The 15919-nt window shown below is 68.8% G+C and carries 16 protein-coding genes; 1 reads left to right on the top strand and 15 read right to left on the bottom strand.

Going from position 1 to position 15919, the window contains the following annotated elements; genetic code table 11:
* Positions 1–70 precede the first annotated feature (70 nt).
* Entirely contained in the window at positions 71–2323 is a 2253-nt protein-coding gene (locus P7L68_RS07845) for a protein-disulfide reductase DsbD family protein (RefSeq protein ID WP_372003940.1), read from the bottom strand.
* Between the two features lie 272 nt (positions 2324–2595).
* Here P7L68_RS07845 and P7L68_RS07840 point away from each other — a divergent pair, with 272 nt between their 5' ends.
* Positions 2596–3189 carry a YqgE/AlgH family protein gene (locus P7L68_RS07840; protein ID WP_372003938.1) on the top strand — a complete coding sequence of 198 codons (594 nt, stop codon included), beginning with the start codon at positions 2596–2598 and terminating at the stop codon, positions 3187–3189.
* A 273-nt stretch (positions 3190–3462) separates the two neighbouring features.
* Here the strand turns inward: P7L68_RS07840 and P7L68_RS07835 are convergent, their stop codons facing one another.
* The 14 genes from P7L68_RS07835 to cyoE form a co-directional block, all read right to left on the bottom strand.
* Complete coding sequence (locus P7L68_RS07835; protein WP_372003936.1) at positions 3463–4203, bottom strand: DUF4198 domain-containing protein; 741 nt, start codon at positions 4201–4203, stop codon at positions 3463–3465.
* 77 nt (positions 4204–4280) lie between these two features.
* Positions 4281–5108 (bottom strand): urea carboxylase-associated family protein, encoded by an 828-nt coding sequence (locus P7L68_RS07830; RefSeq protein WP_372003934.1) that lies wholly within the window; start codon positions 5106–5108, stop codon positions 4281–4283.
* A gap of 61 nt (positions 5109–5169) precedes the next feature.
* Entirely contained in the window at positions 5170–5820 is a 651-nt protein-coding gene (locus P7L68_RS07825; protein ID WP_372003932.1) for a GNAT family N-acetyltransferase, read from the bottom strand.
* 22 nt (positions 5821–5842) lie between these two features.
* The gene (locus P7L68_RS07820) at positions 5843–6181 is read right to left on the bottom strand and encodes a sulfurtransferase TusA family protein (protein ID WP_372003930.1); all 339 of its coding nucleotides are present in this window, start codon (positions 6179–6181) and stop codon (positions 5843–5845) included.
* A 37-nt stretch (positions 6182–6218) separates the two neighbouring features.
* Positions 6219–7496 carry a M16 family metallopeptidase gene (locus P7L68_RS07815; protein WP_372003928.1) on the bottom strand — a complete coding sequence of 426 codons (1278 nt, stop codon included), beginning with the start codon at positions 7494–7496 and terminating at the stop codon, positions 6219–6221.
* Positions 7497–7545: 49 nt separating this feature from the next.
* Positions 7546–8949, bottom strand: coding sequence for a threonine synthase (gene thrC, locus P7L68_RS07810; protein WP_372003926.1), 1404 nt, complete (start codon positions 8947–8949; stop codon positions 7546–7548).
* Positions 8950–9092: 143 nt separating this feature from the next.
* The gene (locus tag P7L68_RS07805; RefSeq protein ID WP_372003925.1) at positions 9093–10631 is read right to left on the bottom strand and encodes a carboxypeptidase M32; all 1539 of its coding nucleotides are present in this window, start codon (positions 10629–10631) and stop codon (positions 9093–9095) included.
* Positions 10632–10666: 35 nt separating this feature from the next.
* The gene (locus tag P7L68_RS07800) at positions 10667–11671 is read right to left on the bottom strand and encodes a heme A synthase (protein WP_372003923.1); all 1005 of its coding nucleotides are present in this window, start codon (positions 11669–11671) and stop codon (positions 10667–10669) included.
* Between the two features lie 77 nt (positions 11672–11748).
* The gene (locus P7L68_RS07795) at positions 11749–12534 is read right to left on the bottom strand and encodes an SURF1 family protein (protein WP_372003921.1); all 786 of its coding nucleotides are present in this window, start codon (positions 12532–12534) and stop codon (positions 11749–11751) included.
* Between the two features lie 9 nt (positions 12535–12543).
* On the bottom strand, positions 12544–12942 hold the full coding sequence (locus P7L68_RS07790) for a DUF983 domain-containing protein (protein WP_372006795.1): 399 nt from the start codon (positions 12940–12942) through the stop codon (positions 12544–12546).
* Between the two features lie 8 nt (positions 12943–12950).
* The gene (locus P7L68_RS07785) at positions 12951–13760 is read right to left on the bottom strand and encodes a cytochrome c oxidase subunit 3 (RefSeq protein ID WP_372003919.1); all 810 of its coding nucleotides are present in this window, start codon (positions 13758–13760) and stop codon (positions 12951–12953) included.
* A 172-nt stretch (positions 13761–13932) separates the two neighbouring features.
* On the bottom strand, positions 13933–14604 hold the full coding sequence (locus P7L68_RS07780; protein ID WP_372003917.1) for a cytochrome c oxidase assembly protein: 672 nt from the start codon (positions 14602–14604) through the stop codon (positions 13933–13935).
* Positions 14605–14648: 44 nt separating this feature from the next.
* On the bottom strand, positions 14649–14864 hold the full coding sequence (locus P7L68_RS07775; protein WP_372003915.1) for a hypothetical protein: 216 nt from the start codon (positions 14862–14864) through the stop codon (positions 14649–14651).
* The gene (cyoE, locus tag P7L68_RS07770; RefSeq protein ID WP_372003913.1) at positions 14861–15793 is read right to left on the bottom strand and encodes a heme o synthase; all 933 of its coding nucleotides are present in this window, start codon (positions 15791–15793) and stop codon (positions 14861–14863) included. The genes P7L68_RS07775 and cyoE overlap by 4 nt, the downstream gene beginning before the upstream one ends.
* Between the last annotated feature and the right edge of the window lie 126 nt (positions 15794–15919).

Genomic DNA, 15919 nt, shown 5'->3' with positions numbered 1-15919 from the left:
ATTCGGGATCGCCGCCATTTAAGGCCGGTTCCGGTGACGGGCGCAAGTCCGCGGGCGCCGGATTTCGCGCTCAACCGGCGCCGTTGCCGCGGGCCCGATCCAGCGCCCGGGTCACGGCATCGGCGGTCAGCAGTTCGGGCAGCACCAGGCCCTGCGGCGCGCCCGGGCCGTAGACCACATTGAACGGAATGCCATAGCGGCCGAAGCCGGCCAGATAGTCGGCGATCGCCGGATCGGGCCGGGTCCAGTCGGCCTTCATCGCCACCACATCGGGCATGGCCAGACGGCCCGCCACCGGGTCCACCGCCAGCACCCGTTCCTCGTTCACGATGCAGGTGACGCACCAGCTGGCGGTGACGTCGACGAACACCACCCGGCCCTTCGCAACATCCTCTGCGATCGCGGAGGCCGCAAAGGGGATCCAGGGACCGCCGGCCGGCATGGTCTGAAGACCGCGGGTCGCAGGCGGCGAGGCCAGAACGGCCGTCGCCACCGCCGCCACCGCAAGGCCGCCGACCCCCGCCCAGCGCAGCAGCCGGGCCTTGGTGATGACCAGGGGCAGCAGCGCGGCCAGAGCCGCCAGCACGGCGACCGCCGCAGCGGCGCCGGGCTGAACCAGACGGCTGAGCACCAGGGTCAGCCAGAGGGCGGTGCCCGCCAGCGCCAGGCCCATCGCCACCTTCACCCAGACCATCCAGCGCCCCGGGCGGGGCAGCAGCCGGATCGCCGAGGGGACGGCCGCGATCGCCAGATAGGGCAGCGCCATGCCGAGCCCCATGGCGGCGAACACCGCCAGAATGTCCGCCGTGCCGCCGGCAAGTGCGAAGCCCAGTGCCGTGCCGACGAAGGGTGCCGAACAGGGGGTGGCGAGCAGGGTCGCCACCACGCCGCTCATCACCGCCCGGCCGAGCTTCGGCCGCCCGTCGGCCTCCGCCACGGCATCGCGGGCAAGACCGCCCGAAAGCACCGGTGCCCGGATGGTGAACACCCCCAGCTGCGAGGCCGCAAACAGCGCCATAAGCACGATCATCATGCCGATGAAGGCCGGCTGCTGAAACTGGATGCCCCAGCCGACCGCGACACCGGCAAGCTTCAGCCCGGCGGCCGCCAGCGCCAGCGCCAGGAAGGACAGCAGGATGCCCGCGGCGGTCGCAAGCAGGCTGGCGCGGACATCGCCGCGACCGAGGCCGCGGGTCGCAACCAGCCCCATCAGCTTGATCGACAGCACCGGCAGCACGCAGGGCATGACATTCAGGATCAGACCGCCCAGCAGGCCGATCAGCAGGGCCGCGACCAGCCCGCCTTCGGGTCCGGGCAGGGTGGCCGGTGCCGGCACCACCTGGGCGGTCGTCTCCACCGCCCGCAGCCCTGCCCCAGGGGTCGCGTCGCGCAGGGTGAGGCGCACCGTCTCACCCAGAAGCCGGGCATCGGCCGTGGGCGGCGCCACATCGGCGACGAAGCGGATCCGCCGGCCGTCATCGAGCCGCCGCGCATCGGGTGGCGAAAAGGCGAAGCCGTCCGGCCCCTCGATGAAGACATCCGCCGCGGGGCTGAAGGGCGCATCGCTCTTCGCCTCCACGATCAGCCGGGCGGGGGCGTCGCCCTCGGCCACGATCCAGCCGGCCGAGACCGCCGCAAACGGGGCGGCGGCGGGGTCGGATGCGATGGCGGGCACGGATGCCTGCGCCGCGGCGATCGCCGCTTCCGCTTCGGCCGCGGTGCGATCCAGCGGGTCGGCCGGTCCCGCCGGCACGTCGAGTGCCAGATCGGCGGTCACCGGAATGCACAGCGCCTCGCAGACCTGATAATCGACCCGGAGCCGGACGGGGCCGGCAGCGCTTTCGGGCACGGCCGGCCTGTCCGGGGCCAGCTGCGCCGTCACCGGCAGCAGGACATGGTCGGCATAGGCATAGGTGTGGATGGTCTCGAAGGCGGTGAAACGTTCCGGCAGCGGCCAGTGGATCCGCGTCGCGACAATCTGCCCGTCTGCGACCGACGGGCTTGCCCCGGCATTGATCGCGGGGGGCAGACCGGCGTCCCCGGGCGAACGCCAGTAGAGCTTCCAGCCCGGATCCATCCGGAAATCGAGGCCGAGCGACAGCTCGCCCCGTGCCGCCTGATCCGGGGTCTGCGGCGCCGCCACCAGCCGGACCGCCGAACGCTGCCCCTCCGCCCAGGGGCCCAGCCAGCCGCGTGGCGCCTCTGCCGCCAGGGCGGGGGCCGCCACCGTCAGACATGCGAGCGCCAGCAGAATACCCAGACGGCGGAAGGCGGTTCCGGCCTGCTGCCGGAGGGTCTGGCGGTCTGTACGGCAGAGATGCATGCGGCGGTCCCGTGGGTTCCTGGGCTGGGGACGGCAGTTGCCGGCCATTCGCCGGGCGAACAGATGTGCCCTTGCGCATGCTCCGGCGCCAGCCTACCTAATCCTGACGTAACTATAGGCGGCATGGCGCCGGAAGGACATGCGACAGGGCGTCATGTGGCGGCGACCACGTGATTGTGATGATCCTTCGTGCGCTTCCCCACAGCGGGCGACCGCGACAACACGGGCGAGAAGGTAGTCGGGCAATGGCAGGGATGCGGGCAGACCGCCCCATGGCGGCAGCAACCACCACGCCTTTCGAAATGTCTGGGCCCGAGGGCCTTACCGGCAAGGTGCTGATCGCCATGCCCCGGCTGGAGGATCCGTGGTTCACCAAGACGGTGATCTATCTCTGCGCCCATTCGGATGACGGCGCCATGGGGCTGGTGGTCAACCGGGTGCTCGACACGGTCGATTTCCCCGAACTTCTCTCGCAGCTGGGCCTGGATTGCGGGCCTGAAGTGGCGACGGTGAAGGTTCATTTCGGCGGACCGGTCGAGACCGGCCGCGGCTTCGTGCTGCATTCGACCGATTATGTCCTGGCGACCAGCCTGCGCATCGACGACGAGGTGGCGCTGACCGCAACGCTGGACGTGCTGAAGGCGATGACCGAGGGGCACGGCCCCGACCGGACCCTGGTTGCGCTCGGCTATGCCGGCTGGGGGCCCGGGCAGCTTGAGACCGAGATCCAGAGCAACAGCTGGCTTGTGGTCGATGCCGATGCCGAGTTGCTGTTCGAGGGCGATGTCGAGGGCAAGTGGCGCGAAGCGATCGGCCGGCTGGGGGTCGATCTCGCCCATCTCTCCGGCGAAGGCGGTCACGCCTGACCGCGATGCGGCGACGTGCACCGGCGTGGCACGGCCTCGCCCGGCCCCTGTGCCCCGCCTGCACAACCCCTTGATTTTGTGTGAGACCTGCCCTGGTCGGGAAAAAACTTTGCAGGCTTTGTCGATTCAGTATTGCGAATCATTCTCAATCTCATATTATCAACGGCGTGCAAACGTTTCATTCCCGTTTCGCACGACTCGTCCTCACACACGCGACTTTGCCGGCCAGGTACTCCCTGGCCGGCCTTTTTTTTCGCGGGGGCTGCGGACGGTTCAGGGGGCGACCGCAAAGACCAGATTGGCACCGCCATTGAAGCGGACATACCCGTCACGGTGCTCATCGACACCATGTTTCGTGCGCACCACCCAAAGCCCGGGCCGATCGAGCACGAGACGGGCCAGCCCCTCGGCATCGGCCGTGGTGCGGATCACGAAGCCATGCCCCTCACGCCCGTCATCGTCATAGGTTGCCTGCACCATGGCCGGGACCGGTCGGCCGTCGAACAGCACCCGGACCGGCAGCTCGTCCCCCGCCTTGAGGGCCGCGGGATTGGTCAGGGGCATGATCTCCAGCCGGCTGCCCACGGGCTGGGACCATAGCGCGTCCCCGGCATCGCCTGCCGGCCAGCTCTTGGAATAGGCGGCGGAGCGGGTCATGCGCGGCGCGGCCGCAGGCATGCCCGGGGCCACCCGCGGCGCCTCCATCCGGTCGCGGATCATGGATGCAGCCAGCACCGCCGGCCCCGGAATCTCCCCCGGGCGGGCCGTCAGGCGATCGGTACCGGCGGACAGGTCCAGCACGGTCCGCCGTCCGTCGGCGATCAGCTCCAGCTGCGTGGCGGCCATCGGCGGCACCCGGTCCGGCACGATATAGGCTTCGGTCATGATCAGATCGACCGTGCCGTCGGCGCCCGGAACGATCATGAATTCATGCGCCCCGGCCATGGTGGCGAGGGCCGTGGTGGTGAGAGCAAGGGCGGCAATGCCGGCGGCAAGGCAGCGTCTCGGTGACATGTCGGTCTCCATGGGATGCAGATGCACTCTCAGGAAAGACGACAGGGCACCGGCGATCCGACAGCACCACCCCCGGCTCAGAGCCCGTCATAGCCGCTTGGTGCCGGCCAGGGCCAGGCGGAGAGCAAGACCGGGTCAGGCCGGAAGATCTCGACCTTCAACGGAAAGCACCGTGCCGCATCGCTCGAATGGCTGGCGCTGCAATCGCCGCCGGGGCAGGCGGAGAGCGCCGCCAGCAGGTCGATCTCGGCGAAGAGTTCCAGATAGTCGCCGGGGCGGACCGGGCTCGCCTTCATGAAGTACTGGTGCGTGTCGCGGGTGAAGCCCGTGCACATGAAGACATTGAGCACGTCGTGGACATGGGGTTCCGCCGCCCGCGGGCTGAGCCCGGTGGCCTTCGCCAGCGCCCGGCAGAGATTGGAATGGCAGCAGTGATGGTAGTCGGTGCCGGTCAGCAGGCGGTTGGTGTAGGGGTCGCAGCGCGTGCCGATCACGTCGTGCACCCCGCCGCCATCGGCATCCCAGCCATACCAGCCAAGCGTGTCATGGCTGATCGTCGCCATCGGCCGCAGCGCCGGCAGCGTGCTCCACAGCCGGTGGCCGGTGGTCACATGGGTGGCGTGCAGCGCCCGGGTCTTGCCACTGAAGAAGCGCTCGGTCAGGTCGTGGGCATTCCAGAGATTGAGATCACCGACCTGCGGCCCCTCGATCGAGAGGATGCGGAAAAAATGCCCCCTGGGCACCCGGAAGGCCCGCCCGTCGCGGGGCGGCACGACCAGTTCGTCGACCTTCTCCATCTCCACCCGCGCCGCTTCCAGCGCAGCCATGTCGGGAGCCGGCAGGGTGCCGTTCGGATAGACCACCACCGGCCGCGGACCGGCTGTTTCCTGCGTCTCGATCGTCATCAGGCCCTCCCCTTCTGCGAAGCGCTCTTCGCCTCAGAGTAGCAGAAGGGGAGCGGCAGGTTCAGCCGGCGTCGATCACCGCCGGCGGCAAGGGCCGACGGCGGCGCCAGTCGGTGGCGATGAGGCCGAACAGGCGATGATCCGTCCAGCGGCCGTCGATCAGCAGATATTCCCGCGCATAGCCTTCGGATTCGAAGCCGAGCTTTTCCAGCAGGCCGATGCTGCGGTGATTCTCGGGCAGGCAGGCCGCTTCCAGCCGGTGCAGGCCCAGCGTGTCGAAGACGAAATCGGCGGCCCCCGCCAGCGCCTCGGTCATATAGCCCTTGCGGGCGGCATGCTCGCCGATCCAGTAGCCGACATTGCACGACTGGACCACGCCATAGCGGATGTTGTTGAGGGTGAGCCCGCCGGCGAGGCTCAGCGCCTCACGCCCCTCACTGCGAACATTGCCCACGTCGCGGACAAAGATGTGGAAGGCCAGGCCCATGCCCCGGCGCGCGATCATGCGGTAATGGCCGACCCGCCGGCGATAGGCGGCACGGCTCAACGGGTCATTGCCCCACGAGGGTTCCCAGCGCTCCAGGAAGTCGCGAGAGGCTTCGCGCACCTCTGCCCATTCGCGATAATCGACCAGTCGCGCCGGGCGCATCAGCACACGGGGCGTGACGATCCGCGGCCGGTCGCCGCCATCCATCGAGGCAAAGGGCCACATCCCCGACACCTCCCGTCCGCCGTCAGCCACCCGTGCCCTTGCGGACACGATAGACGAAGCGGGAACCGTCACGGCGCTGGTCGAGCAGAATATGTCCAGCGGTGTCGCAGAAGGCCGGAATGTCGATATACGAGGCGGGATCGGTCGCAATCACCTCGATCACGGCACCCGAGGCCAGGGTGTCCAGCGCCTTGCGGGCCTTGAGTACCGGCCAGGGGCAGACCAGCCCCTCGGCATCCACCACCAGGGCGACTGGCACCTGGGCGACTGGCACCTGCGCGACCGGCTCGTCGGAATTGCCCGGCGCCCGGGCCTCTTCTGCCCCGGTCGTGTCCGCCTGCATGTTGCGTCCTGCCGTCATGCCGTCTCCCGCCCGCGGTCGGATCCTGGGGCCGCCGTCAACCGAAGCGACGGCGGAGATCGTCGTAGGATTGCACCCGGGCGATCGGCCCGAGAGCCGCCAGGGTCGGCGCACCGCCCCCCAGCAGCCGGCCGGCAAGCCGCGACACCTGATCGGGCGTCACCGCCTGCAGCTCCGCCACCGTTTCGGCGACCGACTGTACCCGGCCGTGGATGATCAGCGACTGGGCGAGACGTTCGGCACGCGCCGTGGTGCTCTCAAGCCCCATCAGCAGCCCGGCCTTGAGCTGTGCGAAGGAGCGGCGGAGTTCCTCCTCCCCCACCCGGTCGGCAACGCCCAGGGTCTCGTCCACGATCACCGGCATCGCCTCGGCGATCTCGTCCTCGGCGGCTGCGACATAGATGCCGAACAGGCCGTGATCCTCGAACGGGCTCGCGAAGGAATAGACGTTGTAGCAGAGACCGCGCTTTTCGCGCACCTCCTGGAACAGGCGGGAGGACATGCCGCCGCCCAGCAGCGTGGCCAGCAGCTGCGAAGCGTGATAGTCCTCGTGGGCATAGCCGATGCCGGGGAAACCCAGCGTCAGATGCACCTGGCCCAGATGGTCCTTGCGCCGACGCAGATCGCCGCCGACATAGGCGGCAGGATCGGTCTCGCGGGTCTCGGTCGCGGGCAGGGCATCGAAGAAACGGGTGGCCAGATCGACCAGCCGGTCGTGATCCACCTTGCCCGCCGCCGCCAGAACCATCCGGCCGGCGGCATACTGGCGGCGCATATAGCCGGCGATCGCCTGGCGCGGCATGCCGCGCACGATCTCCACCGGGCCCAGGATCGGCCGGCCCAGCCCCTGATCGGGGTAGGCTGCGATCTGGAAATGGTCGAAGACGACGTCTTCCGGCATGTCGTCGGCCGACAGGATCTCCTGCACCACCACCGAGCGCTCGCGTTCCAGCTCGTCCGGATCGAAGACCGAATGCTGCAGGATGTCGGCGAGCACGTCGACGCCCAGTTCCAGATCCTCGGCCATCAGCTTCAGGTAGTAGACCGTCTGCTCGCGCGAGGTATAGGCGTTCATATAGCCGCCCACGGCCTCGACCTCTTCGGCCAGGCCCTGGGCAGTGCGCCGCTCGGTGCCCTTGAAGGCCATGTGTTCGAGCAGATGCGAGACACCGTTGATCTCCGCCGGCTCGTGGCGTGTGCCCGCATGCACCCAGACCCCCACGGTCACGGTCTCGACATGGGCCATGGTGTCGGTGGCCACACGCATGCCGTTGGGCAGGGTGGTGATGCGGATGCTGGAACCGTCGAGACTCATGATGGCGTCTTCTGCCCTTCTGTCGGGGATGGCAGCCGGACCGGAATGGTCAGGCGTTGCGGCGATGCGACAGGATATGGGAGGTCAGGACCGAAACGTCAGCCTCCAGTGTGTCATATCGCTCCGGTCGCTCCATCAGGTCTGCCATGCGCTCCGGCAGGGCCGGGCGACGGCCGATCGCCTTTTCGACCGCATCCGGGAACTTGGCCGGATGGGCGGTCGCCAGTACCACGACCGGCGTGCCGGCGGGCAGGCCGTCGCGGCGGTCGCGGGCCACCGACACACCCACGGCGGTGTGCGGATCCAGGATCTCGCCGGTCTCGGCGAAAACCCGGGCGATGGTGTCGATGGTACGGCCGTCATCGGCGGCGCCGGCATCGAACAGCAGCCGCGCCCTCGCGACCTCGGCATCGGTGACCGGCAGGCTGCCGGTCTCGCGGAAGGTGCGGATGGCAGCGGCGGTCGCCTCGCCATCGCGGCCCTTCAGATCGAAAAGCAGCCGTTCGAAATTGCTGGCGACCTGAATGTCCATCGACGGGCTCCAGGTCGGCCGCACGCCGGCCGAGGAATAGTCGCCATTGCGGAAGAACCGCGCCAGGATGTCGTTCTCGTTGGTGGCCACGATCAGCTTTGCCACCGGCAGACCCATCGAGGCGGCGATATAGCCGGCATAGACATCGCCGAAATTGCCGGTCGGCACGGCGAAGGCAACCTCGCGGTCAGGCGCCCCCAGCGCCAGCGCGGCATGGAAATAGTAGACCACCTGGGCCGCGATCCGCGCCCAGTTGATCGAGTTGATCGCGGTCAGCCCGACATGATCACGGAAGGTCTCGTCGCCGAACGCCGCCTTCACCATGTCCTGGGCATCGTCGAACGTGCCGCGGATGGCGATGTTGTGGACATTGGGCGAGAGCACGGTGGTCATCTGCCGGCGCTGCACCTCGGAGGTGCGACCCAGCGGGTGCAGGATGAACACGTCCAGCCGTGCGCGATCACGGCAGGCCTCGATCGCGGCCGAGCCGGTATCGCCCGAAGTCGCCCCCAGAATCACGCCGCGCCGGTCCGAACGCTCCAGCGCATGATCGAACAGCCGGCCGAGCAGCTGCAGGGCGAAATCCTTGAAGGCAAGGGTCGGGCCGTGGAACAGCTCCATCACCCATTCATTCGCGCCCAGCTGCTTCAGCGGCGCCACCGCCCTGTGGCCGAAGCCGGCATAGGTGTCGTCGATCATCCGGTCGAGATCGGCCGGCGCAATGGTCGTGCCGACGAAGAGCCGCATCACCTGCTTCGCGAGACCCGCATAGTCCAGCCCCCGCCAGGCCCGCATGGTGGCCGGCTCGACCCGGGGCCAGCTCTCGGGCAGATAGAGGCCGCCATCGCGGGCGAGACCGTCGAGGAGAACCTGACCGAAATCGAGCCGCGGCGCGCGGCCGCGGGTGCTGATGTACTGCACGGAGGTCAACCTTCGTCGTGAGAGTCGGGAGGCCGGAAAGGGCCGGAGCTGCGCCGAGACTACCGGGACCGGCGCGCCCGATCAATCGACCAGCGGCGCCGGTCAGCCATGTGGACCCGGCCGTCCCGGCGCCGGGGCCGGGGTCAGGCCGGGTTTTCCCCCAGATAGCGGCGACGCAGATGGCTGAGGAAGGCGTCGGCGGAGAGCGGCGCGCCGGTCGCCCGCACGATCAGCTCGTCTGCCGACCAGCGGCAGCCCTGGCCGTGGACATGGGTGCGCAGCCAGCCGAGCAGGCCCGAGAAATCACCGCGGGCAAGATCGTCATCAAGCGCCGGCAGGGCGCGGCGGGCGGCCTGGAACAGCTGCGCCGCCGCCATCGCCCCCAGCGAATAGGTCGGGAAATAACCGAAGGCGCCGCTCGGCCAGTGGATATCCTGCAGGCAGCCGTCACGATCGGTGTCGGGCACCACGCCGACCAGCCGGGCCATGCCTTCGCGCCAGGCCCCGGGCAGATCGTCCACGGCAAGGTCGCCGGCGATCATCGCCCGCTCCAGCCCATAGCGCAGCATGACATGGCCGGGATAGGTCACCTCGTCGGCATTGACCCGAATGAAGCCCGGCCGCACCCGCACCATCAGCGCATGGAGATTGTCGGCATCATAGGCCGGATCGCCGGCATCGGCGCCGAAGGCCTCGCGTGCCGCGGCGGCAAAGGCGGTCATGAACGGCCGGCTGCGGCTGGCCTGCATCTCGGTCAGCAGCGACTGGCTTTCATGGATGGTCATGCCGCGGGCAAGACCCACCGGCTGGTCGCGCCAGTCGCGGGGCAGGCCGTGCTCGTAGAGTGCATGGCCGGTTTCGTGCAGCACCGCCATGGCGCTTTCGGCGAAATCGGCCTCGTCATAGCGGGTGGTGATGCGCAGATCATCCGGCACGCCGCCCGAGAAGGGGTGGTGGCTGACATCCAGCCGGCCATGATCGAAAGGAAAGCCCGCCATCGTCATCAGCCGGATGCCCAGCGCGCGCTGCGCCGCCACCGGGAACGGCCCCTTCGGCCGGATCGGCTCCGGCCGGGCCGCCTGGGCGGCGAGCGCCGCCTCGCGGATCATCGGCAGCTCGATTTCCAGCCGGGCGAAGATCCGGTCGATATCGGCCGTGCGCCGGCCGGGGTCGTAGGCATCGAGCAGCGCCTCGTAGGGCGGCAGGCCGAGTGCGGCGCCCTTGGCGGCGGCGGCCTCGCGCTCAAGCTTCAGCACATAGGCGAGCGCCGGGGCGAAGCGGGCGAAATCATCAGCCGCGCGCGCCTCGCGCCAGATCATCTCGCAGGCGGAGGCCGCCTCTGCACGGCGCCGGACCAGATCGGCCGGCAGGGCCGTGGCATGGGCATGGCGCCGCCGCATCTCGGCCAGATTCGCCCGCTGCCAGTCGAGCCGGTCGGCGGCAGCCTCATCGGCTGGCATCGCCCCCGCGAGTTCGGCCGCGGCATCGTCGAACAGCGCCGGCAGGTCGGCAGCCGTGAGGATGTCATGGCCGATTTCAGCCAGGGTCGCCATCTGGGCGGAGCGCACCACGGCGCCGCCCTTGGGCATGTTCACCGCCCAATCCCAGCTGAGCACGCCCTCGGCGCCTTCGATATGCGACAGGCGGCGAAAGCGCGCCTCAAGTTCGGTCATGGCCGGCATCGGCGGAGACGTCCTTGTGATCGGAGAACGGGTGGTCAGGCGCCGCGAGCCGTTGCGGCACGGCCGGCGACGGGCTCCGGTCGTCCGCGAGGGGCCGCGGTGCCGGGGCCGAAGGCCAGATGCAGCAGGGTCACCACCAGCGAGGCCAGCACCAGCACCCCCATGCCCTGATGGGTGGCGGCCGTCCAGACCGGCACCTGCAGGAAGATGACCGCAGCACCGACGCAGACCTGAAGGGCGACCAGCCCCAGCGTACGGTGCATGTCGCGGGCGAAGCCCGGCGCCCGCCGGCGGGCCCGGTGGGCCCAGATGAACAGGGCCAGGATCGAAAGAGCCGTGATGCCGGCCAGCACCCGATGGGTGAAGTGCAGCGCGATCAGCGGATCGTCGAGCGGCGGCACCACCTCGCCGTCACAGAGCGGCCAGGTCGAGCAGGCGAGCGAGGCGCCGTTCTTGGCCATCATCGCCCCGGCCGCGATCGTCGACAGGGCGATCAGGGCAACCACGAACACGGCCAGCCTGGTACCGCGGCTGACCGGCTCGGTCCAGACCAGAGCACTCTGCGCCGGCCGGCCGGCCGAGACATACATGCCGATCAGCATCGCCAGCACCAGCTGGGCGTTTGAAAGGTGAACCGCGACGCTCCAGGGAGAGTTCCGGTCCAGCACCGTCAGCCCGCCCAGCAGCCCCTGAACCAGCAGCAGCGCCAGGGCGGCGATGCCGAACAGGGCGGGGCGCAGGTTCTCGCGCCGCATGACCAGCGCCCAGATCGCCAGGACCAGGGTCAGCGGCCCGACGATGACGCCGGCAATGAAGCGGTGCACCCATTCATACATCACCTGGGTGAAGGTGTAGTCGATCCCGGGCACGGTTGCGAGCTTGGCCGGCGTCGGCACCCAGAAGCCGTAGCAATGCGGCCAATCGGGGCAGGACAGCCCGGAATTGGTCGCGCGGATCACCGCACCCAGAACGATCAGCACGAAGGTGGCGACGATGGCGATGCCGGCGACGGCACGGAAGCGACGGATGGAGGGTTTCATCGGACGGCCGTAACGGTTCGGGTCAGAGAGCGATCAGGCGGAGGCAGGCGGTCGGCGATCGGTCGCAGGCGGGCGGATCAATGCCGCCGCCTGTAGACGACATAGATCACGATCAGCGAGATCGCCAGCGCATACCAGGTGATCGCGTACTGAAGATGGTCGTTGGGCAGCTCCGACCGGGTCTGGCCGCCCTTGGGCAGGTCGCCCGGCACGGGCGTGGCATCAGCTTCGACATAGACCGGCGCCAGGGTCTCGTCCACGAAATCGCCCATCACCTTCGTGTCGATGGTGAACCAGAAATTCTCGGACGGCCGGTTGTCGGGCACGACCCAGGCATTCGTCCCCGGCACGCGGGCAATGCCGGTGACGGTCACCTCGCCCGGGATCTGGCCGGCCGCACGGGTGGCCGGGTCCTTGTGGTCCAGCGGCACCCAGCCGCGGCTGACCAGCACGGTCTGCGCGGCGCCGCCCGGCAGGCCGGTGCGCTCGAACGGGGTCAGGATGTGGTAGCCGGAATTGCCGTTGAGCGATTTGGCCGCCTGATAGAGTTCCTTGTCATGAAGGAAACGGCCGGTCATCCGCACCCGGCGGAAGGACCATTCTGCCAGCTCGTCAGGCGTGGCGGCCGGGCCGAAGACCGGTAGCGCGACCGGATCGGCGGCGAGGCTCGCCGCACGCTGCCCGATCAGATCGGTCTTCCAGGCCAGACGCTGCACCTGCCAGGTGCCGAGGCCGAGCATGGCCGCCACGGCCAGCACCACGAGGACGAGCAGAAGTCCGGCCCGTTTGGGCTTTTTGCTGGCGGGGCGGCCGGCGCGGCCGGCATGCGGGGAACCGGACGGCGACGGATCAGCGGCGGGCATGATGGGGGGTCAGTCTCCGGTGGTGCCGTCCTCGTCCCGGCCGAGACCAAGGACGCGGTGGCGGTATTGCTGGGCGACCATCCACGCCTTCATCGGCCGGAGCAGGCCGATCGACAGGACAACGGCCAGCGGCAGCCAGATCACGAGATGCAGCCAGATCGGCGGCGCCCAGGTGAGTTCCACCCAAAGCACCAGCGCCATCAGGATGAAGCCCGCGATCAGGATCACGAAGGCGGCGGGGCCATCCTCGCTTGCCACGTCCCGAAGGTCCAGGCCGCAGCGGTCGCAGGAATCGCGAACGGCGAGAAGCCCCCGGAACAGGCGCCCCTCGCCGCAGCGTGGACAGCGGCAGCGGAGGCCGGCAGCCAGCGGGTTAACCGCCGGCCAATCCCCGCCTCCGCTTCGCATATCGGCCATCAGCGGCCCCAGACGTAGATCGCGACGAACAGGAACAGCCAGACCACGTCGACGAAATGCCAGTACCAGGCCGCCGCCTCGAAGCCGATATGCTTCTGGGCGGTGAACTGGCGCGCCATGGCCCGGCGCAGGCAGACGGCCAGGAAGATGGTGCCGACCAGCACATGGAAGCCGTGGAAACCGGTCGCCATGTAGAAGGTGGAGGCATAGACGCCATCGCTGAAGGCGAAGGTGGCGTGGCTGTATTCATAGGCCTGGACGCAGGAGAAGAACACGCCGAGACCGACGGTGATCGCCAGCATCTGCACGGTGGTACGGTTGTCGCCTTCGCGCAGGGCATGATGCGCCCAGGTCACCGTGGTGCCCGACAGCAGCAGGATGGTGGTGTTCATCAGCGGCAGGTGCCAGGGATCGAAGGTCTCGATGCCCTCGGGCGGCCAGACACCGCCGATCGCCTCGGTCGGGAACAGCGAGGCGTTGAAATAGGCCCAGAAGAAGGCGACGAAGAACATCACCTCCGAGGCGATGAACAGCACCATGCCCATGCGCAGCCCGATCTGGACCACGCCGGTATGGGCCTTGTGCTGTACCGACTCCTTGATGACGTCCCGCCACCAGCCGGCCATGACGCCAAGCACGCAGAGGAAGCCCACCAGCAGGACAAGCCAGCCCACCGGGTTGTTGTGCATGAACATGACCCCGCCGACCGCCATCAGCAGGCCGGCCATGGCCCCCAGGAAGGGCCACGGGCTCGGGTCGACGAGATGATAATCGTGCACTTTGGTGTGCGCGGCGTGTGCTTCGCTCATTCTACACTCCTCCTCAAGGCCGATGCCGCATGACCCCTGGCAGCCGCCCTCGTCCGGCGTCGGCCGTCGGCCCGGGGACGGGGCGCACCCCCGCCCCCGGCAGCTCCCTGCACCGGACCGCAGGGATGGTCCGGGCGTTTCCGTCCCTTTTTCTGGTCTCCGACCATCCGCCTCAACCGCCCGCGGGGCGGATCTGGCCTCCGGTACGGGCGCCGTCCGCCAGGCTGGTGCCCGGCGTTACGGTCGCGAAATCCTCAAGTTTCCGCCCGGTCCGCTCCAGATAGCTCTGCAGCCCCTCCTCCCCCAGATCGAAGAAGGTGTAGGACAGCGTCACGGTGCGGACCTCATCGACATTGCGGTCGTCTGCCATCTTCGGATCGATGTAGAAGCTGACCGGCATGTCGATCGACTGCCCCGGCATGAGCAGCTGCTCGGTGAAGCAGAAGCAGTCGATCTTGTCGAAATAGAGCCCCATCTTCTGGGGCGTTACATTGTAGGCGGCCTGGCCCAGAACCGGCCGGTCGCTGTTGTTGACCGCCTTGTAGAAGGCGAGATGGCGCTCCCCCACCTTCACCACCATTTCGCGCTGCTCGGGGAAGAAGCCCCAGGGCATGCCGCGGGCGGTGTCGGCGTTGAAGCGAACCTTCATCTCCCGATCGAGCACCGGCACCTCGGTCGCATCCGCCACCTGGGTGGTGCCGCCATAGCCGGTGACCTGGCAGAACAGGTTGTAGATCGTGGCCGAATACGAGGTGAGCACGGTCATGCCGCCCAGCAGCATGCCGACGCCGATCAGGGTGCCGAGCTTGCCGCGCCGCTGCCGCCGCGCCCGCCCGGTCGCCATATCCTCCCGTCCATCCGCCTCGCTCACGACCCGATACCCCTTCGTCAGCTCATCTTCGCGATGGTGATGGCGAAGAACAGCGCCACCATCGCCCAGAGCAGGGCAAAGAGCGCCCAATTGCGCTGCCGCATGCGCCGCATCCGGTCCTTCGCTTCGGCGGAAGCGGGGTCGACCCGCTCTTCCACCACGGCGCGCTGCGGATCGTATTCCGCCGCGTCATGGGTCTCGGCGGGACCGTTGCGGGTATCGGCAGGCGTCATGACCAGCTCCCCAGACCCGCCGCCTTGTCCACCACCAGCAGGGCGAACAGGGCGAACAGATAGAGGATCGAAAAACCGAACATCGCCTTGGGAGCCCGGTCGTCCTCGCTCTTGGCCACGCGGATCGCATGGCCGAGGAAGATCAGGCTGAGCCCGCCCGCCGCCAGACCGTACCAGAGGCTGGCCAGGCCCATCGCCCAGGGCGCCACCGACAGCGGGATCAGCGCCACCGTGTAGATCAGGATCTGTTTCTTGGTCTCACGGCGACCGGCCACCACCGGCAGCATCGGCACGCCCGCGCGCGCATAGTCGCCGGCCCGGTAGAGCGCCAGCGCCCAGAAATGCGGCGGGGTCCACATGAAGATCAGTGCAAACAGCACCAGACCGCCCAGCGAGACGTCGCCGCTGACCGCCGCCCAGCCGACCATGGGCGGGAAGGCGCCTGCGGCACCGCCGATGACGATGTTCTGCGGCGTGCTGCGCTTCAGCCACATGGTGTAGATGAAGACATAGAAGCCGATGGTCAGCGCCAGCAGCGCCGCCGCCACCGGATTGACCGCAAGGCCCATCACCACCACCGAGGCCACCGCCAGCGCCACGCCGAAGGCGAGCGCGGTTTCGGGCTCCATGCGCCCGGCCGGGATCGGCCGGTCGACGGTGCGGGCCATGACCGCGTCGATGTCGCGGTCGTACCACATGTTGATCGCCCCCGACGCCCCGGCACCGACCGCGATGCAGAGCAGCGCCACGAAGGCCAGCACCGGATGCAGGTGGCCGGGCGCCAGATAGATGCCGACGGCGCCCGTGAACACCACCAGCGACATGACGCGCGGCTTGAGGAGGGCGATGAAATCCCGCACCGACGGATCGGCCGCGGGGGATGCGGCATCTGCGGCAACGGCGGTGGAGGTGTAGACGGAGTCGGTCACGGGCGTGGGCCTTGGTCTTCTGGACGCGGTGCGGGGGACGGCACCGACCTGGATGAGCTGCGCTTCGGACGATTTTTCCGCCGCATCCCGATCCACCCGTTCCGGCACCTGTCCGGCCGACCGGTC

Origin of the sequence: Tistrella mobilis (genome assembly GCF_041468085.1) — a bacterium.
Classification (GTDB): Bacteria; Pseudomonadota; Alphaproteobacteria; order Tistrellales; family Tistrellaceae; genus Tistrella; species Tistrella mobilis_A.
The sequence above is the reverse complement of the archived record's forward strand: the minus strand, read 5'-3'. Positions and strand labels throughout refer to the sequence as shown.

Excerpts from the sequence above, each read along its gene's own strand:
- P7L68_RS07845 (WP_372003940.1), bottom strand. The coding sequence starts at position 2,323 with ATGCATCTCTGCCGTACAGACCGCCAGACCCTCCGGCAGCAGGCCGGA.
- P7L68_RS07840 (WP_372003938.1), top strand. The coding sequence starts at position 2,596 with ATGGCGGCAGCAACCACCACGCCTTTCGAAATGTCTGGGCCCGAGGGC.
- P7L68_RS07835 (WP_372003936.1), bottom strand. The coding sequence starts at position 4,203 with ATGTCACCGAGACGCTGCCTTGCCGCCGGCATTGCCGCCCTTGCTCTC.
- P7L68_RS07830 (WP_372003934.1), bottom strand. The coding sequence starts at position 5,108 with ATGACGATCGAGACGCAGGAAACAGCCGGTCCGCGGCCGGTGGTGGTC.
- P7L68_RS07825 (WP_372003932.1), bottom strand. The coding sequence starts at position 5,820 with ATGTGGCCCTTTGCCTCGATGGATGGCGGCGACCGGCCGCGGATCGTC.
- P7L68_RS07820 (WP_372003930.1), bottom strand. The coding sequence starts at position 6,181 with ATGACGGCAGGACGCAACATGCAGGCGGACACGACCGGGGCAGAAGAG.
- P7L68_RS07815 (WP_372003928.1), bottom strand. The coding sequence starts at position 7,496 with ATGAGTCTCGACGGTTCCAGCATCCGCATCACCACCCTGCCCAACGGC.
- P7L68_RS07805 (WP_372003925.1), bottom strand. The coding sequence starts at position 10,631 with ATGCCGGCCATGACCGAACTTGAGGCGCGCTTTCGCCGCCTGTCGCAT.
- P7L68_RS07800 (WP_372003923.1), bottom strand. The coding sequence starts at position 11,671 with ATGAAACCCTCCATCCGTCGCTTCCGTGCCGTCGCCGGCATCGCCATC.
- P7L68_RS07795 (WP_372003921.1), bottom strand. The coding sequence starts at position 12,534 with ATGCCCGCCGCTGATCCGTCGCCGTCCGGTTCCCCGCATGCCGGCCGC.
- P7L68_RS07790 (WP_372006795.1), bottom strand. The coding sequence starts at position 12,942 with ATGCGAAGCGGAGGCGGGGATTGGCCGGCGGTTAACCCGCTGGCTGCC.
- P7L68_RS07785 (WP_372003919.1), bottom strand. The coding sequence starts at position 13,760 with ATGAGCGAAGCACACGCCGCGCACACCAAAGTGCACGATTATCATCTC.
- P7L68_RS07780 (WP_372003917.1), bottom strand. The coding sequence starts at position 14,604 with ATGGCGACCGGGCGGGCGCGGCGGCAGCGGCGCGGCAAGCTCGGCACC.
- P7L68_RS07775 (WP_372003915.1), bottom strand. The coding sequence starts at position 14,864 with ATGACGCCTGCCGATACCCGCAACGGTCCCGCCGAGACCCATGACGCG.